The organism is Pseudoalteromonas sp. JC3, assembly GCF_030291895.1.
GTDB lineage: Bacteria > Pseudomonadota > Gammaproteobacteria > Enterobacterales > Alteromonadaceae > Pseudoalteromonas.
Genome location: NZ_CP127855.1, coordinates 3292260 through 3311098, shown reverse-complemented (window position 1 = coordinate 3311098; position 18839 = coordinate 3292260). Strand labels below are relative to the sequence as shown.

The window sequence follows — 18839 nt, the reverse complement described above, 5'->3', positions numbered from 1 at the left end:
AATGCAAGTGCGTATGATCAACATAAAAAAAGGTCTGGACTTACCAATAGAGGGCGCACCTCAGCAAGTTATTCATGATGGTTCTGCTGTCAAACGAGTAGCTGTGCTAGGTGAAGAATTCATCGGTATGCGTCCTACCATGCATATTCGTGTGGATGACCAAGTCAAAAAAGGCCAAGTTCTTTTTGAAGATAAAAAGAACCCAGGCGTCAAGTTTACTGCGCCAGCTTCTGGTGTAGTTAAAGAAATTAACCGTGGTGCTAAGCGTGTACTTCAATCCGTTGTGATCGAAGTTCAAGGCGACGAGCAAATCACTTTCGAGAAGTTTTCAGCTGCTGATTTAAGCAACTTAGACTCTGAAAAAGTGAAGGAAGTGCTAATCGAGTCTGGTCAATGGCCAGCGCTTCGTGCACGTCCATTCAGCCGTGTCGCTGTGCCGAGTGCAACACCTAGCTCAATCTTTGTGACAGCAACAGATACTAATCCGTTAGCAGCAGATCCTGCTGTTATCATCGCAGAAAACGTGGAAGCGTTTGAAGCGGGTCTAGCGGTTGTATCTCGTTTGACTGAAGGCAAAGTATTTGTGTGTAAGAAAGCGGGTGCTAATGTACCTAGTTCTTCTATCTCACAAGTAGAAGTTCATGAGTTTGCAGGTGTGCATCCAGCAGGTAACGTGGGTACTCACATTCACTTCCTAGATTCTGTAGGTACAAACAAGCAAGTTTGGCACATTGGTTATCAAGATGTCATCGCGTTTGGTAAGTTGTTCCTGACAGGTGAAATCTACTCAGACAGAGTTATTGCTCTAGCAGGTCCTCGAGTTAAGAACCCTCGCTTAGTAAAAACTCATGTCGGTGCGTCGCTAACAGATTTAGTTGCAGGCGAGCTTGAAGACGGTGATAACCGAGTCATTTCTGGCTCTGTGTTAGCTGGTAAAACAGCAACTGGCCCTCACGCTTACCTTGGTCGTTACCATACTCAAGTATCAGTTTTACTTGAAGGTCGCGAGAAAGAGCTATTTGGCTGGATCGCTCCGGGTAGTGACAAATTCTCAGTAACACGTACATTCATTTCACACTTAACACCTAGCCGTTTGTTCAAGATGACAACGTCTACTGGTGGTTCTAAGCGTGCGATGGTACCAATCGGTAACTATGAGCGTGTTATGCCACTCGATATTTTGCCAACGCTATTATTACGTGATCTTATTTCACGTGATCTAGATTCTGCGATTTCGTTGGGTGCACTAGAGCTAGATGAAGAAGATTTAGCACTATGTACTTACGTATGTCCGGGCAAATATGAGTACGGTTCAATCCTGCGCGATTGCCTGACTACTATCGAGAAGGAAGGTTAAAAATGGCCTTAAAGAAATTTTTAGAAGACATTGAACCTCACTTTGAACCTGGTGGTAAACACGAGAAGTGGTACGCGCTTTACGAAGCCGTAGCAACTATCTTCTATACTCCTGGTTATGTAAACAAAGGTGCAACGCACGTTCGTGATAACATCGACCTAAAACGTATTATGATTTTAGTGTGGATGGCGACGTTCCCTGCAATGTTCTTTGGTATGTTCAACATCGGTCACCAAGCTGCACTTGCACTAGGTAACGGTTTTGAGCTTGCTAATACTTGGCAGGTAGCTATCTTCCAAGCGCTTGGCGGAGAATTAACCGCTGATGCCGGGTGGGGCGCCAAAACGTTCTATGGTGCGTGTTTCTTCTTGCCTATTTATGCAACTGTGTTTGCGGTTGGTGGCTTCTGGGAAGTGTTATTCGCGTCAGTTCGCAAGCACGAAGTAAACGAAGGCTTCTTCGTAACCTCAGTGTTATTCGCGCTTATCCTGCCTGCAACAATTCCGCTATGGCAAGCTGCTTTAGGTATTACGTTCGGTGTTGTAATCGCGAAGGAAATCTTCGGTGGTACAGGTCGTAACTTCCTAAACCCAGCACTTGCAGGCCGTGCGTTCTTATTCTTTGCGTACCCTGCTGACATTTCTGGTGACACAGTGTGGACAGCTGTTGATTCGTTCTCTGGTGCAACTTACTTAGGTCAAGCGACTGCAGGTTCACTAGACTACAGCAATATGGACCTTTGGTTTAACGCGTTTTACGGCTTTATCCAAGGCTCTGTAGGTGAAACATCAACACTAGCAATCTTACTTGGTGGTTTGTTCCTTGTTTATGTTCGTATCGCTTCATGGCGCATCGTACTAGGTACATTCATTGGTATGGTTGTAATGTCATTCGTTCTAAATGCAATTGGCTCTGAAACAAATGCTGCGTTTGCTATGCCTTGGCACTGGCACTTAGTACTTGGTGGTTTTGCATTTGGTATGTTCTTTATGGCAACAGACCCTGTATCTGCGTCTTTCACAGACAAAGGTAAGTGGTTATACGGTGCACTAATCGGTGTAATGGTTGTGCTTATCCGTGTTGTTAACCCAGCATACCCAGAGGGCATGATGTTAGCAATCTTATTCGCTAACCTTTTTGCTCCACTATTCGACCACTTCGTAGTGCAGTCAAATGTGAAGAGGAGATTGGCACGTGTCAACTAATAATGAATCAATGGGCAAAACGCTCGGCGTAGTTGTTGGCTTATGTTTAGTGTGTGCAATCGTAGTATCTTTTGCTTCGGTTCAGCTTCGTCCTATGCAGCAAGCAAACAAAAACGAAGATATTCAACGTAACATTTTAGCCGTTGCTGGCTACGATAAAGTTAAAAACGTATCTGAAGTTTTTAACCAAAATATCGAATCACGTGTTGTTAGTCTTAAAACGGGTGAGTTTGTTGAAGACGTTAAAGCGGAAACTTTTGATTTTGAAGCGACTAAGTTTGATGCCAAACGTAGTTACAAGCTTTCAAAAGAAGAAGACAAAGCGGGTATTCAACGTATCACAAATAACTCTCCAGTTTATTTTGCAAAAGATGACCAAGGTAAAGTGTCTACTATCATTCTACCAATCCAAGGTTATGGCCTTTGGGGTGTGATGTATGGCTTCCTTGCGCTAGAAGCTGATGGTGAGACGATTAAGTCAATCAACTTTTATAAGCACAGTGAAACTCCTGGTCTTGGTGGCGAAATCCAAAACCCTAAGTGGACTGCACTTTGGGAAGGTAAAGAGCTTCCTATCGACGTTGTTAAAGGTAGTGCTGGCGGTAACGAACACAAGGTAGATGGTCTATCTGGTGCGACACTTACTTCTAATGGTGTTGATCATACAGTAGATTTCTGGACAAGCGACAAAGCGTTTGGTCCATTCCTTGCGAAAGTACGTAAAGGAGCATTGAACTAATGGCTAATGCAAAAGAAATGAAGGAAGTCTTGTTTGGTCCTGTTTTTGCGAACAACCCGATTGCACTGCAAGTGTTGGGTATCTGTTCTGCACTAGCGGTAACTTCAAGCCTTAAAAATGCACTTATCATGTCAATTGCGTTGACATTGGTTACTGCGTTTTCAAGTTTATTTATCTCAATGATCCGTAATCACATTCCTTCAAGTGTGCGTATCATTGTCCAAATGACGATTATTGCATCTTTAGTAATCGTTGTAGACCAAGTGCTTCAAGCCGTTGTTTATTCAACAGCAAAAGAACTATCAACGTTCATCGGCCTTATCATTACTAACTGTATCGTAATGGGCCGTGCAGAAGCATACGCAATGAAGTCACCACCAACAATGTCGTTCCTTGACGGTATTGGTAACGGTTTAGGCTATTCTGTTGTGCTTTTAACAGTTGGCTTTATTCGTGAGCTATTCGGTGCGGGAACATTGTTTGGCGTTGAAATCTTACCACTTATCTCTGAAGGTGGTTGGTATCAGCCTATGGGTCTACTAGTTATGCCATTCAGTTCGTTCTTCATCGTAGGTGCATTTATTTGGGCACTACGTACTTGGAAGAAAGAGCAAGTAGAAGCGAAGGCATAAGGGGAGAGAGATGGAACAATATATCAATTTATTTATAAAAGCAGTTTTCATTGAAAACTTAGCTTTGTCTTTCTTCTTAGGTATGTGTACTTTCTTGGCGGTATCTAAGAAAGTAACAACGTCGCTAGGTCTAGGTATTGCGGTAGTTGTAGTTCTTGGTATCTCTGTACCAGTAAACAACTTGGTTTATCACGCAGTGCTAGCGCCGGGCGCATTGGAATGGTTAGGCTTCCCTGAAGTGGATCTTAGCTTCCTACGCTTCTTGACGTTTATCGGTGTAATCGCAGCGCTTGTTCAAATTCTAGAAATGACATTGGATAAGTTCTTCCCTGCGCTATATAACGCACTAGGTATCTTCCTACCGCTAATCACAGTTAACTGTGCGATTTTCGGTGCGGTATCATTCATGGTTGAGCGTAACTTAAACTTCGGTGAATCTGTAGTTTATGGTCTAGGTTCAGGTGTGGGCTGGGCACTTGCTATCGTATTGTTAGCAGGTATTCGTGAGAAGATGAAGTATGCAGACGTTCCTGATGGATTACGTGGCTTAGGTATTACCTTTGTTACTGTAGGTCTAATGGGCTTTGGCTTCATGTCATTCTCTGGTATTTCACTGTAAGGTAGCGAGGAAACTATACGATGGAAACTATTGTATTAGGCGTAAGCATGTTCATCGCTATCGTTGTGATGCTAGTGCTTATCATCATTGCAGCGAAATCGAAGCTTGTAGCAAGCGGTGACGTTACAATTGATATTAACGGCGATCCTGAAAAAGCGATCAAGACTCCTGCTGGCGGTAAGCTACTAGGTGCACTTGCAAACGCGGGTATTTTCGTATCGTCTGCATGTGGTGGCGGTGGCTCATGTGGTCAGTGTCGCGTACATATTAAAGAGGGTGGTGGTGATATTCTACCAACCGAACTTGACCACATCTCTAAAGGTGAAGCACGTGAAGGCTGTCGTCTAGCGTGTCAGGTTAACGTTAAAAACGACATGGAAATCGAAGTTGAAGAATCAATCTTCGGTGTTAAAAAGTGGGAATGTACTGTTATCTCTAACGATAACAAAGCAACTTTCATCAAGGAGCTAAAACTAGGCATCCCTGAAGGTGAGGTTGTACCTTTCCGTGCCGGTGGTTACATTCAGATTGAAGCACCAGCTCACCATGTTAAATATGCAGACTATGATATTCCTGAAGAATATCGTGCTGACTGGGAACGTTTTGGTTTCTTTAAGCTAGAGTCTAAAGTTGACGAAGAAACGATCCGTGCATACTCAATGGCTAACTACCCAGAAGAGTTTGGCATCATCATGCTAAACGTACGTATCGCAACTCCGCCGCCAAATAACCTAACATTACCTTGTGGTAAGATGTCATCATTCATCTGGTCACTTAAAGAAGGTGATAAGGTTACTATTTCTGGTCCATTCGGTGAATTCTTCGCGAAAGACACAGATGCAGAAATGGTATTTGTTGGTGGTGGTGCTGGTATGGCGCCAATGCGTTCACACATCTTCGATCAGCTTAAGCGTCTTAACTCTAAGCGTAAGATGTCTTTCTGGTACGGTGCACGTTCTAAGCGTGAAATGTTCTACGTGGAAGACTTTGACGGTCTAGCTGAAGAAAATGATAACTTCCAATGGCATGTTGCCCTTTCAGATCCTCAACCAGAGGATAACTGGGAAGGTTACACGGGCTTCATTCATAACGTACTTTATGAAAACTACTTGAAAGATCATGAAGCACCGGAAGATTGTGAGTTCTACATGTGTGGTCCTCCAATGATGAACGCGGCAGTTATTAACATGCTTAAAGACTTAGGTGTTGAAGACGAAAACATCCTACTTGATGACTTCGGTGGTTAATTAGGTTTCGGTCTAACAATGAACTTAAGTTAGAATATCAGCCCTCCAGCAAAATGCTTTGCTCGAGGGCTTTTTTATACCCGTTGGTACTAAACTCAGGAAGTTCTGATGCAAGCAAGTTACGCTTTTTTATCTCGATTTTTTATTATTTCGTTTTTATTCGTTTTTTTAACAGGGTGCCAAGACGCCAAACCTGAAGCCAAGGAAATTGTGCTGTCTGGTAAAACCATGGGTACGACTTACAACATCAAGGTATTCTCCGGCGAAAAGCCGCTCGAACAAGCGCAGTTACATGAGGAGGTTGAGCAGGCATTAAAGGTTGTTAATCAATCTATGTCCACCTATATCCCAGATTCTGAGATTAACCAGTTTAACCGTTTAGCCGCAAATACCGTTATGCCTATCAGTGAAGACTTTCGCTTGGTAGTTGCTGAATCTATCCGCCTTGGAAAGTCGACCAAAACGCTTGATGTTACGATGGGACCGCTTATCGATTTGTGGGGATTTGGTCCTGACAAAAGACCAACAATGCGTCCGTCACAGGTCGAGTTAGACGATATGCGCACTCGTATCGGTGTTGATAAGCTTATTTTAAATGACCGTGGTCTTGCGAAAACAGTTACGGGGCTGGAATTATCATTTTCTGCAACCGCTAAAGGCTATGGCATAGATAAGGTGGCTGAGGTGATTGAGAGTCATGATATTCATGACTATATGGTAGAAATCGGTGGCGAGCTTCGCGTTTCTGGCAAGAAGCCGGATGGAGAGTGGCGTATTGCTATCGAGAAACCCGATGCGCCTGTTGGTCAACGCCAAATTCATCGCGTGATAGAGCCTGGCAAAAATGGCATTGCAACTTCAGGTGACTACCGTATTTTTTATGAAATGGATGGTGAAACCTTTACACACCTTATTGACCCTACAACGGGTCGCCCAGTTAAACATGAGCTGGTGTCGGTAACGGTACTACATCCATCTGCGATGACGGCTGATGGCCTAGCGACAGCATTGACTGTGATGGGCACGGAGCGTGCAAAGGCGTATGCCACTGAGCATCAACTCCCCGTGTATTTGATGTATAAAAGTCCTGAAGGGATCAAGAGTTACGCGAGTGAAGCATTTCAGCCGTACTTGAATTAAGCTGTACAACACCCCATAATTTAATTGTGAGTGACGCCATGAAAGCGTATAATTTGCGCGTCGTCACTCAATTCAATGTAGCAATAAAAGGGGCTAGATAATGTCTTTATTCCTCCTTACTTTCGGTTTACTTATGCTTATCGCTGTTGCGATGGCAGTAGGCGTTATCGTACAAAAGAAATCCATGGCCAGTAGTTGTGGTGGTTTGGGCTCAATGGGCATTGACAAAATTTGTGATTGCGACGATCCATGCGACAAACGCAAAAAGCGGTTAGCAAAAGAAGAGATGTGGAAAGAAAACCAGATCCTATAACCGTAGAATGGTATTAATTGAAAACGCAAGCTTAGCTTGCGTTTTTGCTTTTTGGGTAACAAATCTCAGGTTAAGTAAAAATGCAGCGGCAGCTATATTTTGTTCGTCATGGTGAAACGACCCTATCAGGCCATTTACTTGGAGTGACAGATCCCGAACTCAGTAGTACTGGTGCTCAGCAATTGCTGCAATCGTTAACGAGCCTAAGTGGCCTACAGGGTATTATTAGCTCTCCAAGGAAGCGCTGCCTGAATACAGCCACAGCCTTTGCAAAGCAGTATCAACTCCCCGTTGAGGTGGAGCCAAATCTCGCCGAATTTGATTTTGGATTATGGGATGGACAACCTTATGATACGCTTTGGCGAGAAACCCAATTTCCAAGTATTGGTGACTTTTGGCAAAACCCTTGGCTGCACACGCCTCCTGAGGGCGAGTCTATGTATGATTTTCATCATCGGGTCGCCACGTGGTGGCACAGTATTTTGGCGTCGCCAAGTGAAGAGTGTACCGCCGTCGTAGCGCATGCCGGAGTAATAAAAGCGCTTGTAGCACTTATTCTTGACCTATCGCCTGAGCTTACTGCATACCAATCGAAGATAGATATTCCTTATGCGGGTATAGTAAAAGTTGAGGTGTTTTACGACAGCAGCCAAACTGCTTGGCCAAAAGTTGTATTTTAGACGTCTAGACTTCATAATATTGCAAATTTCGTGATAGGCAGATATTGGGAATGAGGTGTGAGTCCTCAACTGTCCCCGCAACTGTAAGTGTATGAGTGTTACCTCTTGCATAAGTCAGATACCAAGGCCTATCTATATACTTAAGCGGGCAGACTTAAGTCAAAGTTGTCGCTTGTCTATAAGCTACTACTTTGCCGTGCCCAATCAGAGGTGCTATGGCAGTTACTCCACAGTTTCAAGTCGATAAACTTAGCGTGCAGCTTGGTGGTAAAGCCATCTTAAAGGCACTCAGCTTTGCTATTAATTCGGGTGAATTTATTGGTTTGCTCGGACCGAATGGTGCTGGAAAGTCGACTTTGCTGCGCACTTTATATCAATACACAGCGCCAAGTTCTGGGTCGCTACTTTTCAATGGTAAGCCGCTAGCTAGTTATGGACGTAAAGCCTACGCGAGACATGTTGCTGTGGTGCTACAAGAGATCCCCGCTGAGTTTACTCTGCCATTATTTGATATGGTATTGATGGGGCTAACACCGAACAAATCACTGCTCGCGACAACGACGGCTGCTGAAAAACAGGCAATCTTACATGCCATTGAGCAGGTTGGATTGAGCCATAAATTAGAGCAATGTTTTAGCTCCTTGTCTGGTGGGGAGAAGCAAAGGGCAATGATCGCACGTGCCATGGTGCAAGCGCCTCAAGTATTGATAATGGATGAGCCCACCAGCCATTTGGACATTAAATATCAAATCCAAATTATGGAGCTGGCCAAACAGCTTGGTGTTACTATCATTGCGTCTTTTCACGACTTAAATTTGGCTAGCGCCTTGTGCGACCGCTTATTAGTATTAAATAACGGTGAGCTTGTTGCAGATGGGTCGCCACTTGAAGTCATTACCGAAAGCCTATTAAGCCAAGTTTTTGGGGTATGTGCAGAGGTTTCTACTGTCCGTCATCCGCCAAATAACAGTGAGATCCCACATATACGCTTTCATTACGGGTATCAATTATGATTGCCGCAAAGCGGATCGCGTTGATATCGATACTGCTATTGGCCTTGTGCTGTTTTAGCATGCTGATGGCACTTAAGATCGGTGCGATTGATTTATCTTGGCATACGGTTATACAAGCGATTATTAATTTCGATCCCAGCGTACTTCAACAACGGGTGGTAGTTGAGCTTCGTCTGCCACGGACGTTACTGGCGATGAGTGCGGGAGCAGGACTGGCGATAGCGGGTCTTATTTTACAAACCGTGACGCGTAACCCTCTAGCTGATCCTTATTTATTTGGTATTTCTTCAGGTGCTTCATTCGGTGTGGTGGTGCTTATCGCGCTATTTGGTGCACAGTCTAGCCTAATGATGTCTGGGGCTGCATTTGTCGGAAGTTTGCTGTCTATCTTGCTGCTTTTATTTGTGGCAAAACGCAATGCACTACAGCAGGTAGAAACTATGCTCTTGGCGGGCGTCGCACTTTCTTTTCTGTTCAGTGCCTTTACTAGCTTGTTGCTCTATTGGAGTGACCCTCAAGCCATCAGTGCAATCTTGTTTTGGAATCTAGGCTCGTTTGCAAGGGCGAGCTGGCAATGGCTATGGCTTCCATGTTTGGTCGTGTTGCTGAGTTTTATCACGCTTTTAGTGATGCGTCGGCCGCTCAACGCCTTGTTACTCGGAGATGAGAGCGCCACCACGCTTGGCGTGAATGTAGGACGAGTGCGAATAGGTATGTTGTTATTGAGCTCCTTACTCACCGCAGTACTTGTGGCTGCGTGCGGCGGAGTCGGATTTGTAGGCTTGATGATCCCGCATATCGTACGCTTTTTTATCTCGCAAGCAAAGGTCATTGGGCTTGTGGCCACCGCGCTTTGCGGTTCGCTTTTGATGCTATGGGTGGATGTATTGTCGCGCACGCTTATCGATAATCAGGAACTTCCTGTGGGGGTGATCACCGCCGCCATTGGCAGCGTGTTCTTCTTAGCATTGCTTATTTTCAAAAATCGCCGCTCTGGAGGCGTCGGAGTTACCCATGGTTAAACCGTTAGATACTCGCTTAGACACGCTTATTCAACAGCGCATCGACTTAAAAACCAAACCGCTAGGTGCGCTAGGTAAGCTTGAAGCTTTAGCTGTGCAGCTAGTACAGATCTTCTCACAAGGGCAGACGCAATTAGACATAGAGCAGTTAGCAATAACACGCCCTGCAATGTTTGTTTTTGCGGGCGACCATGGTATTGCAAGCCAAGGGGTTTCTATTGCGCCAAGCGAAGTGACTGGGCAAATGGTTGCAAACTTTGTGCAGGGCGGTGCTGCGATCAACGTCTTTTGTCGACAACTTGGTTGGCAGTTAACCGTAGTAGACTGTGGCACGTTAGTGCCATGCGAGCCTGCGCCGAATTTGCGCTCACAGCGACTTGGCGATATTACTCATGCTTTCCATAAACAGTCCGCGATGAGCGAAATGCAGCTCAAGCAAGGACTTGAATATGGAGAGCAAGTGGTGATGCCCGCTATTGAAGCGGGTAGCAACGTGATTGCTTTTGGTGAAATGGGGATTGGCAATACCAGTTCCGCAGCTGCAATTTTAGCGGCGCTTAGCGGGGCGAGTGTGGAATTATGTGTGGGGCGTGGTACAGGCATTGACGATGAAACGCTTTGCAAAAAACGGGCACTTATCAAACAGGCTCTAGAATATCATCAAGATAAGCTTGCGACGCCAGAACAAATTTTGCAGCGCTTGGGTGGCTTTGAAATTGTGCAAATGGTTGGTGCTATGCTGGCGGTTGCTCGTGCACAAAAAGTGATTATAGTGGATGGCTTCATCTCCACCGCAGCGGCTATGTTGGCAAGTAGAATAGCACCGCATAGTAAGCAATATATGGTGTTTGCTCACGGCTCTATGGAGCAAGGTCATAAGTTAATGTTAGAGCAGTTAAACGCTGAGCCATTACTACATTTAAATATGCGCTTGGGTGAGGGAACGGGCGCCGCTCTAGCGCTTCCATTATTACAAGCTGCGCTAGGCTTTTTTTGCGAAATGGCAAGCTTTGCCGATGCCTATGTTACGCAAGTGGTAGACGCATAATGCAGTGGCAACAAGAGTGGCGACTGTTTAAGCTTGCCGTGGTGTTTTTAACGCGGGTGCCAATTCGTTTGGATCCTGCCCCTTCATCTGATGAACTTAACGAAGTGAGTGGTTACTTTGCTTTAGTTGGTTTATTTGTTGGTAGCTTCTCGGCCATACTTGGCTATGTTGCCAGTAGTGGTGTATCGCCAATGTTTGGTGCCGTTGTCGTACTGGCTGCGAGTATTTTACTTACCGGGGCTTTTCACGAAGATGGTCTTGCCGATGTTTTTGACGGTTTTGGCGGTGGCTGGAGCCGTGAACAAAAGCTTGAGATCATGAAAGATAGCCGTCTTGGTACATACGGTAGTTGTGCGCTGATATTGCTGTTATTGGCCAAATTTTCGCTTTTGACCATGCTCTTTAATGACTTTGCTGTGACACTCGCTGCACTTATTTTAGCCCATAGCCTAAGTCGTGCCTTTGCGGTGTCTTTAATCGGTGCGCTTAACTATGTACAGGCTGATGAGCTGAGCAAAGTTAAGCCGGTAGCGAAACATATATCGAGTGCTGCGGCGACCCGCCTTACGCTCACTACCATTGCGATTTTAATTTTCTGTTGGCCATGGCTTGCGCTTTCACTGTTCGACTTGTTGATGCTGTGTACTTGCTTGTTTGTGCTAAGACTTGTGTGCATTAAATGGTTTAACGCTCAGCTTGGTGGTTACACCGGAGATTGTTTAGGGGCTGCGCAACAGCTTGCTGAGCTTGTTATTTTGCTTTTTATTGTGGGTCATCTCTAATGGCACAAATACAGTTAATACTGGGCGGTGCTCGCTCAGGCAAAAGTCGCTTGGCAGAGCAGCGCGCTATTCTATTGTTAGAGCAAGGTGCGGTGAACGAACTTTACTATGTTGCAACTGCAAAAGCCCAAGATGAAGAAATGAAAAGCCGAGTGTTTGCTCACCAGATGCAGCGTGATAGCCGCTGGCAGCTAGTGGAAGAGCCGTGGCATATTGATAAGCTTATTGCTACTGCACGCGAAGATGCGCTGTTACTTATCGATTGTTTGACCTTATGGCTGAGTTTTGGCTTATGCGAAATGGGTAAGGCCGCGACCATAGACAAAAAAGAACATGTGCTGGCGGCACTAGAAAGCTGTGCTGCCACTGTTATTTTGGTGAGTAACGAAGTGGGGCATGGGATAATTCCGCTTGGCGAGCTAAGCCGTGAGTTTGTTGATGAATCTGGTTGGCTCCATCAAGACATTGCTAAAGTGGCCGACAGAGTCGATTTTGTTATTGCAGGCTTGCCACAATGTTTAAAAGGTCAAGACGTATGAAAACCTTAATGGTACAGGGCACCACGTCTGATGCCGGTAAAAGTACACTGGTTGCGGGACTTTGCCGGGTGCTGCAACGAAGAGGCTTATCTGTTGCGCCTTTTAAGCCGCAAAATATGGCACTAAATAGTGCCGTCACACCTTGTGGCGGTGAAATTGGTCGGGCACAAGCACTCCAAGCCGAAGCCGCAAAAGTCCCGCTATCCACAGACTTTAATCCTATTTTGCTTAAGCCAAACTCTGACACTGGCGCACAAGTGATCATTCACGGCAAAGCCATTAGCAATATGGAAGCAGCCGCTTATCATGATTACAAAAAGGTAGCGATGGAGGCCGTACTTTCCTCACATCAACGCCTCAGCGAACAATTTGAGCTGTGCATAGTGGAAGGGGCGGGGAGCCCTGCTGAGATCAATCTGCGTGAAAATGACATTGCCAATATGGGGTTTGCCTGTGAAGTTGCATGCCCCGTGATCATTATCGCTGATATCGACAAAGGCGGGGTGTTCGCACACTTGGTTGGCACACTTGCGCTATTAAGTGACTATGAACAAAGCTTGGTTAAAGGGTTTGTGATCAATCGCTTTCGTGGTGATATTGCGTTATTGCAATCTGGACTTGACTGGCTCGAGCAAAAAACGGGTAAGCCTGTACTTGGGGTATTGCCCTATTTGCATGGCTTAGCGCTCGATGCAGAAGATGCGGTGACGGTGGACAATATTTGTGAACGGGGATCGTTAAGCGTCAGGGTTTTACTATTTCCTCATATTAGCAATCACACCGACTTTGACACCTTGCGCTTAAACCCTGAAGTGGATTTGCGTTATGTACGCTATCAAGAATCTATCGGTCCTTGTGACTTAATCATTCTGCCCGGCAGCAAAAATGTGTTGAGCGATTTAACCTTCTTACGCAAACAGGGTTGGGCAGAAGAAATCAAACGGCACCTGAGGTACGGTGGTAAGGTACTAGGTGTGTGTGGCGGTTTGCAAATGTTAGGTAAGTTCATCAGAGATCCAAATGCGGTGGAATCAACACTCGGTGAAGTCGCTGGGCTTGGTCTGGCTGACTTTGAGACCACACTCTCAGAGCAAAAAGTACTGACGCAAGTGTCTGGCATTTGCCAATTGGATGAGCAAAGTGCTGAAATTTGTGGTTACGAGATCCATGCGGGGATCTCTTCTGGAGCGGCACTAGAGGTGCCATTCTTGCGATTTAACACACATCCAAATAACAGTGTGCAGGACGGTTTTATCTCCCGAGATAATCAAATTGCAGCCACCTATTTACATGGTTTATTTGATACGGTCGCCGCCACACAGGCTATCTTGTCTTGGGCCGGTAGTAAGCAAGCGGGAACAGCCGCGATTGATTTAGCGAAGCACAGAGAGCAGCAAATTACGCGTCTTGCCGACAGCTGTGAAGCACATTTAGATTGGCAAAAATTGATGAAAATAATTGAGGAATAACATGAGCGAACAACAAGATAAGCATCAGCAACGACAGCAAAAAGTAAAACAACAAGTCGATGAAAAAATTGCCGCTGCGCAGCAAGAGCAGGGCATTTTGCAAGTGATCACAGGTAACGGTAAAGGTAAGTCAACATCTGGTTTTGGCACCGTTGCGCGTTGTGTCGGTCATGGTATGAACGCTGCGGTTGTACAGTTTATTAAAGGAACCTGGGATTGCGGTGAACGCAATTTGCTCGAAAAAGTCGGCGTGCCATTTGCGGTCATGAAAACGGGCTTCACATGGGAAACGCAAAACCGTGAAACCGACACTGCCGCCGCGCAGGCGACGTGGCAACAAGCAAAAGTATGGCTACAAGATGAAAGCATCGACTTGGTATTGCTCGACGAAATTACGTATATGTTGAGCTATGATTATCTAGATTTGGACGAAGTCATAACGGCACTAGAAAACCGTCCTACCATGCAGTCGGTGATTGTAACTGGGCGCGGTGCACATCGACGTCTGACTGAGCTTGCAGATACCGTGAGTGAAGTGCGTAATGTGAAGCATGCGTTTGAGGCCGGCATTAAGGCGCAAAAAGGGTTTGACTACTGATGCTAAAATTCGCCTTATTTATTGTTCTAGGTTTTGCCTTTAGCGTTAGTGCTAAGCCCGCAGAGCGGATCATCGCGCTTGCGCCTCATATTGTCGAAAATCTTTATGCAATAGGAGCTGGGGAGCGGATTGTAGGCACGGTCGCCTATGCCGATTATCCAGAATCAGCCAAGCAACTGCCTCAAGTTGGCGACTATCAAGGTATTTCGGTTGAGAAAATTTTGGCACTTAAGCCTGATCTTATCATTGCGTGGAAAAATGCAAGTCACGCTCCGATGCTTGAAAAGCTCGAAAGCTTTGGTGTTGAGGTGATTTACAGTGAAGCGAAATATCTAGATAAACTGCCCAATGAGTTGCTACGCCTAGGTAAAATTACCGGCTTTGGATCTCAAGCACAGCAACAGGCAGATTTGTTTACTAAACGTTTAAATGAGCTAAAAGCCCAGTATAAACAAAGCGCTAGCTTAGCTGTATTTTATCAATTGTGGCCATCACCGTTGATGACCGTAGGAGGCGAAAGTTGGTTACAGCAAGTCTTTACTGTGTGTAATGTGAAAAATGTTTTTGCCGACGCCACCACGGACTATCCACAAATTAGCATTGAAAATGTTCTGTTGAAATCACCACAAGTGATTGTGATCCCTGAAGAAAAGACCAAAAAAGAGGTTAAAGCAATTGCATGGCAGCAATGGCCGTCGATCCCTGCGGTAAAGTATCAACAAACTATTTCGGTAGATGCCGATCTGCTCCATCGTTATAGCTATCGTATGCTTGAGGGAATATCGGATTTATGTGGTAAACTCGACGTTTCTCGAAGCCATTATAATATGATGAAAAAAGGTGAAGCATGACAACGTGGAGTGACGTGTTAGGTCAGGAAAAACAACAAGATTACTTTAAACAAACCATGGATTACGTGGCAGAGCGTCGCGCTCAAGGTATAAATGTATTTCCGCCCCATGAACAAGTATTTGAAGCGTTCAAAGTCACGCCTTTTGATCAGGTTAAAGTGGTGATTTTAGGGCAAGACCCCTATCACGGTCCTAATCAAGCCCATGGTTTATGTTTCTCTGTGTTGCCAGGGATTAAGCCGCCGCCGTCGTTAAATAATATGTATAAAGAGTTGGTGCAGGATATTGACGGCTTTCGCATACCTAATCACGGCTACCTAATTGACTGGGCTAAACAGGGCGTACTGCTGTTAAATACAGTGTTGACGGTAGAACAAGGCCAAGCCCATTCACATAAGCATTTAGGCTGGGAGCGCTTTACAGATGTAGTGATTGAAAGGTTGAATGCCCACAGCGAAGGTGTGATTTTCTTACTTTGGGGCTCACACGCTCAGAAAAAGGGTAAGAGCATAGACACAAACCGTCACCATGTTTTACACGCGCCACATCCTTCGCCGCTCTCAGCACATCGCGGCTTTTTTGGTAGTGGCCATTTTAGCAAAACTAATCAGCTGCTCACCCAAATGGGTAAGCTGCCAATCGACTGGCGATTGGCCGAGCTATAGCAGATAACAACAAAAAAGAGCGCCGTGAAGGGCGCTCTTTTTAGTTAAAATCAAATTCGTCTAAATCAACACTGTCTGCGAAAATATCCAATTCCTGTAATTCTTTGCGTAGTCGCTGTTTATCTTTTAGCGCTTCAATTTCACGCCATTTTCTTTTTTTGCCCTTAGATGAAGTTTTTTTCCTAGTATCCGGACTTTCTAATAATTCTAATAACTCGTCTAGGGTATCCATGAAAATCTCCTATTGATAAAAACAACCTAAAGTGGCATTTGCTTTGGCTGTTGTTAGCACTACAACTGCAATGACACCGTTGATTTCTTCATACTATTTGGCAAACCTCAATATGAGGAACCGATAAAAGTCTGATAGCTAAAGTACGCTACAAACAACCCCGCGTTGCTTGCTTTTTGTACCAAAACCAGAAAGTAGCGGCATCAATTTTCACTTCAAGTGATATTGATATACCACAGACGGGATAAAAATAAAACACAATTGTGTCTTTTGGGTTAAAACCAAGTGACAGTTTGATGAAGGTCAATTCGGGTGATATCTAGGAGGTGTTCAGAAGGGTTTGTATTGAGAGCGATAACAAAAACGCCGCAATATGCGGCGTTTCGAAATCGAATGTTTAAGGCACTTACAGTGCTTTAAAGCGTGCGACTAATGTTTCTTGTGCATCGGCAAATGAGCGAATACCTTCAGCAAGCTTTTCTGTGGCCATTGCGTCTTGGTTATGTAACCAACGGAACTCACTTTCGCTAAGCGCAGCTGGTTTTGCTTTAGGCGCAAAGTCAGCCTCAAGTAAGTAATTTTCGTTTGCAGGCATTGCGGCAAGCTCTTCTAATAGAGAAGGGCTAATCGTGAGCTTATCACAACCCGTTAGGGCTAGAATTTCACCTGTATTTCTGAAGCTGGCGCCCATTACAACGGTTTTATAACCGTGCTGCTTATAGAATTCAAAAATACTACGAACAGATTGCACACCCGGATCTTGTAGTGGGTCAGTTGGTTTTTCTAGGCCGTTGGCAACGTGCCAATCTAGAATACGCCCAACAAATGGTGAGATTAAAAATACGTTTGCATCGGCACATGCACGTGCTTGCGCTTCGCTAAATAGCAGCGTTAGGTTACACTTAACACCTTCTTTTTCCAGTGCTTCAGCGGCTTTAATACCTTCCCAAGTCGATGCAATCTTAATCAAGATTTTGTCTTTGCTTACGCCCTGCGCTTCATATAAATTTAATAGCGTTTTTGCTTTTGCGATAGTCGCTTCGGTATCAAAAGATAAACGTGCGTCTACTTCGGTTGAGATATATCCCGGCACAGAGTTCGCGATTTCTTTGCCAATCACAACGGCAAAATAGTCACAAGCAAGCGCTAACTGCTTGTCGGCGTCACTTTCATTGGCTTTGGCATAATCCCAAGCTTCTGTTAGATAAGGCTGATAAGCAGGCGTCTCCGCCGCTTTAAGTAAAAGAGAAGGGTTAGTTGTTGCATCCTCAGGCTGTAGCTTGCGGATGGCTTCAATGTCACCGGTGTCAGCGACGATTGATGAGTGTTGTTTTAGCCTATCTAATGCTGAAGTCATGTGTTCCTCATTCCAATATTGATAACAGCGAAGTGATATTAGACGCCTTATGTTGCAACACCATTAAATAGCTGAATAGGTCATATGTCCGTATCGGGCGACATATCACACTCGTTATTTAGGGTTATTGTTATATAAGGTCGAGTTGTAAAGCGAAGCTGTATTTTAACAGCGAATTGCTTAAGCCCAAGTGAAAGCGGACAAACACTTGAAGTTACTTGGGGATAGTGTTGAAATTGACATTAATTACTAGCTAAGTCAATAGGCAAACCATGATCACAGTTATCTCTCCAGCGAAAAACCTAGACTATGAAACACCTGCGCCAACCAAGATGCACACACAGCCAGAGCTGCTGGAGCATAGCGAGTCACTTATTCAAGTTTGTCGCGATTTATCACCACAGCAGATCGGTAGCTTAATGAAGATAAGCGACAAGCTCGCGGGCTTAAATGCGGCAAGGTTTGCCGAGTGGTCAGAGCCTTTTACACAAGACAATGCTAAACAAGCTATTTTTGCTTTTAATGGCGATGTGTATGTCGGTTTAGAAGCGCAAAGCCTAACTGAGGCTAATTTAAATTATGCGCAAAATCATTTACGTATCTTATCTGGGCTGTATGGCATCCTAAAACCACTTGACTTAATGCAGGCCTATCGTTTAGAAATGGGTACAAAGTTAAGTAACCCGCGTGGCAAAAACCTGTATGAGTTTTGGGGCACGATTATCGCTGAAAAACTGAATAAGGTCATGGAAGGGGCACAAACACAATACTTGGTGAACTTAGCTTCAAATGAGTACTTTAAAGCGGTAGATAAGAAGGCGCTGAAAGGTGACATTATCACTCCTATCTTTAAAGATTGTAAAAATGGTCAATACAAAGTCATCAGTTTTTACGCGAAGAAAGCGCGCGGTATGATGGCAAGGTATATCATTGAGAACCAAGTATCGGATTTGGAAAGCCTGAAAGCGTTTGATATTGCAGGATACCGCTTTAGTGAAGAAGCAACGCAAAAGGCTCAAGAACCGGTGTTTTTGAGAGCAGAACAATGACAACAAAATTATGTGTAGCAGCAGTGTTCGCCGCTGCGTTTGTGAGTGGCTGTAGTGGACATTTTACAACTAGAGTCAGCAATGTGCCGGTCGATTGCGAAGGTGATTCACGTTCGTGTTCTATGAGCTGTCGCAAAGATTACTCGGATCCGATGCAAGTACAAAATTGTGAGGACAGGTGTTTCCAACAGCAAAATCAATGTCGAGTGGATAGACCAACAGAAGACAAATGGGAAATTACAGACGAAAAACCGACTTATCCCACTTCCTTTTAATATGCCG

22 protein-coding genes and 1 riboswitch are annotated in these 18839 nt (G+C 44.9%); of the genes, 20 read left to right on the top strand and 2 right to left on the bottom strand.

The window, feature by feature from the left end; translation table 11 throughout:
- Positions 1-13 precede the first annotated feature (13 nt).
- The 18 genes from QSH61_RS14340 (at position 14) to ung (ending at position 15919) form a co-directional block, all read left to right on the top strand.
- Complete coding sequence (locus QSH61_RS14340) at positions 14-1357, top strand: Na(+)-translocating NADH-quinone reductase subunit A (RefSeq protein ID WP_010372207.1); 1344 nt, start codon at positions 14-16, stop codon at positions 1355-1357.
- Between the two features lie 2 nt (positions 1358-1359).
- Positions 1360-2562 (top strand): NADH:ubiquinone reductase (Na(+)-transporting) subunit B, encoded by a 1203-nt coding sequence (locus tag QSH61_RS14335; RefSeq protein ID WP_010372204.1) that lies wholly within the window; start codon positions 1360-1362, stop codon positions 2560-2562.
- Positions 2552-3301, top strand: a complete 750-nt coding sequence (locus QSH61_RS14330) for a Na(+)-translocating NADH-quinone reductase subunit C (RefSeq protein ID WP_095729564.1) — start codon at positions 2552-2554, stop codon at positions 3299-3301. Before QSH61_RS14335 ends, QSH61_RS14330 begins: the two co-directional genes overlap by 11 nt.
- Entirely contained in the window at positions 3301-3933 is a 633-nt protein-coding gene (locus QSH61_RS14325) for an NADH:ubiquinone reductase (Na(+)-transporting) subunit D (RefSeq protein WP_010372200.1), read from the top strand. The genes QSH61_RS14330 and QSH61_RS14325 overlap by 1 nt, the downstream gene beginning before the upstream one ends.
- Before the next feature lie 10 nt (positions 3934-3943).
- On the top strand, positions 3944-4552 hold the full coding sequence (gene nqrE, locus QSH61_RS14320; RefSeq protein WP_010372198.1) for an NADH:ubiquinone reductase (Na(+)-transporting) subunit E: 609 nt from the start codon (positions 3944-3946) through the stop codon (positions 4550-4552).
- A 20-nt stretch (positions 4553-4572) separates the two neighbouring features.
- Positions 4573-5799, top strand: coding sequence for an NADH:ubiquinone reductase (Na(+)-transporting) subunit F (gene nqrF / locus QSH61_RS14315; protein ID WP_174169844.1), 1227 nt, complete (start codon positions 4573-4575; stop codon positions 5797-5799).
- Between the two features lie 108 nt (positions 5800-5907).
- Positions 5908-6939 carry an FAD:protein FMN transferase gene (locus QSH61_RS14310; RefSeq protein WP_206472234.1) on the top strand — a complete coding sequence of 344 codons (1032 nt, stop codon included), beginning with the start codon at positions 5908-5910 and terminating at the stop codon, positions 6937-6939.
- A gap of 100 nt (positions 6940-7039) precedes the next feature.
- Complete coding sequence (gene nqrM, locus QSH61_RS14305) at positions 7040-7252, top strand: (Na+)-NQR maturation NqrM (protein ID WP_010372193.1); 213 nt, start codon at positions 7040-7042, stop codon at positions 7250-7252.
- A gap of 80 nt (positions 7253-7332) precedes the next feature.
- On the top strand, positions 7333-7932 hold the full coding sequence (locus QSH61_RS14300; protein ID WP_206472235.1) for a histidine phosphatase family protein: 600 nt from the start codon (positions 7333-7335) through the stop codon (positions 7930-7932).
- An 18-nt stretch (positions 7933-7950) separates the two neighbouring features.
- Positions 7951-8078, top strand: a riboswitch (cobalamin riboswitch).
- A gap of 69 nt (positions 8079-8147) precedes the next feature.
- A complete protein-coding gene (locus QSH61_RS14295) occupies positions 8148-8945 on the top strand; it encodes an ABC transporter ATP-binding protein (protein WP_206472237.1) in 798 nt (265 codons plus the stop codon).
- Positions 8942-9967, top strand: a complete 1026-nt coding sequence (locus QSH61_RS14290; protein ID WP_010606104.1) for a FecCD family ABC transporter permease — start codon at positions 8942-8944, stop codon at positions 9965-9967. Before QSH61_RS14295 ends, QSH61_RS14290 begins: the two co-directional genes overlap by 4 nt.
- Positions 9960-11015, top strand: coding sequence for a nicotinate-nucleotide--dimethylbenzimidazole phosphoribosyltransferase (cobT, locus tag QSH61_RS14285; RefSeq protein ID WP_206472239.1), 1056 nt, complete (start codon positions 9960-9962; stop codon positions 11013-11015). The genes QSH61_RS14290 and cobT overlap by 8 nt, the downstream gene beginning before the upstream one ends.
- Positions 11015-11797, top strand: coding sequence for an adenosylcobinamide-GDP ribazoletransferase (locus QSH61_RS14280; protein WP_174169849.1), 783 nt, complete (start codon positions 11015-11017; stop codon positions 11795-11797). The genes cobT and QSH61_RS14280 overlap by 1 nt, the downstream gene beginning before the upstream one ends.
- On the top strand, positions 11797-12336 hold the full coding sequence (gene cobU, locus QSH61_RS14275) for a bifunctional adenosylcobinamide kinase/adenosylcobinamide-phosphate guanylyltransferase (RefSeq protein ID WP_010606107.1): 540 nt from the start codon (positions 11797-11799) through the stop codon (positions 12334-12336). Before QSH61_RS14280 ends, cobU begins: the two co-directional genes overlap by 1 nt.
- Complete coding sequence (locus QSH61_RS14270; protein WP_130163552.1) at positions 12333-13805, top strand: cobyric acid synthase; 1473 nt, start codon at positions 12333-12335, stop codon at positions 13803-13805. Before cobU ends, QSH61_RS14270 begins: the two co-directional genes overlap by 4 nt.
- A 1-nt stretch (position 13806) precedes the next feature.
- On the top strand, positions 13807-14403 hold the full coding sequence (cobO, locus tag QSH61_RS14265; RefSeq protein ID WP_045987675.1) for a cob(I)yrinic acid a,c-diamide adenosyltransferase: 597 nt from the start codon (positions 13807-13809) through the stop codon (positions 14401-14403).
- Positions 14403-15254 (top strand): cobalamin-binding protein, encoded by an 852-nt coding sequence (locus QSH61_RS14260; RefSeq protein WP_206472241.1) that lies wholly within the window; start codon positions 14403-14405, stop codon positions 15252-15254. Before cobO ends, QSH61_RS14260 begins: the two co-directional genes overlap by 1 nt.
- Positions 15251-15919 (top strand): uracil-DNA glycosylase, encoded by a 669-nt coding sequence (gene ung, locus QSH61_RS14255; protein ID WP_206472243.1) that lies wholly within the window; start codon positions 15251-15253, stop codon positions 15917-15919. Before QSH61_RS14260 ends, ung begins: the two co-directional genes overlap by 4 nt.
- Before the next feature lie 40 nt (positions 15920-15959).
- On the opposite strand, the gene QSH61_RS14250 is transcribed toward ung, so the two are convergent.
- Together QSH61_RS14250 and tal are read right to left on the bottom strand one after the other, a co-directional pair.
- Positions 15960-16151: a DUF3545 family protein gene (locus tag QSH61_RS14250; RefSeq protein WP_010372168.1), complete on the bottom strand. Its 192-nt coding sequence runs from the start codon at positions 16149-16151 to the stop codon at positions 15960-15962.
- A 406-nt stretch (positions 16152-16557) separates the two neighbouring features.
- Positions 16558-17508 carry a transaldolase gene (gene tal, locus QSH61_RS14245; RefSeq protein ID WP_206472245.1) on the bottom strand — a complete coding sequence of 317 codons (951 nt, stop codon included), beginning with the start codon at positions 17506-17508 and terminating at the stop codon, positions 16558-16560.
- Between the two features lie 272 nt (positions 17509-17780).
- Here tal and yaaA point away from each other — a divergent pair, with 272 nt between their 5' ends.
- Entirely contained in the window at positions 17781-18557 is a 777-nt protein-coding gene (gene yaaA / locus QSH61_RS14240) for a peroxide stress protein YaaA (protein WP_010606114.1), read from the top strand.
- On the top strand, positions 18554-18832 hold the full coding sequence (locus tag QSH61_RS14235) for a hypothetical protein (protein ID WP_158299126.1): 279 nt from the start codon (positions 18554-18556) through the stop codon (positions 18830-18832). Before yaaA ends, QSH61_RS14235 begins: the two co-directional genes overlap by 4 nt.
- The last annotated feature ends 7 nt before the right edge of the window (positions 18833-18839 follow it).

Bases quoted from the DNA above. Each gene is read 5' to 3' on its own strand.
- QSH61_RS14340 (WP_010372207.1), top strand. From the start codon at position 14: ATGATCAACATAAAAAAAGGTCTGGACTTACCAATAGAGGGCGCACCT.
- QSH61_RS14335 (WP_010372204.1), top strand. From the start codon at position 1,360: ATGGCCTTAAAGAAATTTTTAGAAGACATTGAACCTCACTTTGAACCT.
- QSH61_RS14325 (WP_010372200.1), top strand. From the start codon at position 3,301: ATGGCTAATGCAAAAGAAATGAAGGAAGTCTTGTTTGGTCCTGTTTTT.
- nqrE (WP_010372198.1), top strand. From the start codon at position 3,944: ATGGAACAATATATCAATTTATTTATAAAAGCAGTTTTCATTGAAAAC.
- nqrF (WP_174169844.1), top strand. From the start codon at position 4,573: ATGGAAACTATTGTATTAGGCGTAAGCATGTTCATCGCTATCGTTGTG.
- QSH61_RS14310 (WP_206472234.1), top strand. From the start codon at position 5,908: ATGCAAGCAAGTTACGCTTTTTTATCTCGATTTTTTATTATTTCGTTT.
- nqrM (WP_010372193.1), top strand. From the start codon at position 7,040: ATGTCTTTATTCCTCCTTACTTTCGGTTTACTTATGCTTATCGCTGTT.
- QSH61_RS14300 (WP_206472235.1), top strand. From the start codon at position 7,333: ATGCAGCGGCAGCTATATTTTGTTCGTCATGGTGAAACGACCCTATCA.
- QSH61_RS14295 (WP_206472237.1), top strand. From the start codon at position 8,148: ATGGCAGTTACTCCACAGTTTCAAGTCGATAAACTTAGCGTGCAGCTT.
- QSH61_RS14290 (WP_010606104.1), top strand. From the start codon at position 8,942: ATGATTGCCGCAAAGCGGATCGCGTTGATATCGATACTGCTATTGGCC.
- cobT (WP_206472239.1), top strand. From the start codon at position 9,960: ATGGTTAAACCGTTAGATACTCGCTTAGACACGCTTATTCAACAGCGC.
- QSH61_RS14280 (WP_174169849.1), top strand. From the start codon at position 11,015: ATGCAGTGGCAACAAGAGTGGCGACTGTTTAAGCTTGCCGTGGTGTTT.
- cobU (WP_010606107.1), top strand. From the start codon at position 11,797: ATGGCACAAATACAGTTAATACTGGGCGGTGCTCGCTCAGGCAAAAGT.
- QSH61_RS14270 (WP_130163552.1), top strand. From the start codon at position 12,333: ATGAAAACCTTAATGGTACAGGGCACCACGTCTGATGCCGGTAAAAGT.
- cobO (WP_045987675.1), top strand. From the start codon at position 13,807: ATGAGCGAACAACAAGATAAGCATCAGCAACGACAGCAAAAAGTAAAA.
- QSH61_RS14260 (WP_206472241.1), top strand. From the start codon at position 14,403: ATGCTAAAATTCGCCTTATTTATTGTTCTAGGTTTTGCCTTTAGCGTT.
- ung (WP_206472243.1), top strand. From the start codon at position 15,251: ATGACAACGTGGAGTGACGTGTTAGGTCAGGAAAAACAACAAGATTAC.
- QSH61_RS14250 (WP_010372168.1), bottom strand. From the start codon at position 16,151: ATGGATACCCTAGACGAGTTATTAGAATTATTAGAAAGTCCGGATACT.
- tal (WP_206472245.1), bottom strand. From the start codon at position 17,508: ATGACTTCAGCATTAGATAGGCTAAAACAACACTCATCAATCGTCGCT.
- yaaA (WP_010606114.1), top strand. From the start codon at position 17,781: ATGATCACAGTTATCTCTCCAGCGAAAAACCTAGACTATGAAACACCT.
- QSH61_RS14235 (WP_158299126.1), top strand. From the start codon at position 18,554: ATGACAACAAAATTATGTGTAGCAGCAGTGTTCGCCGCTGCGTTTGTG.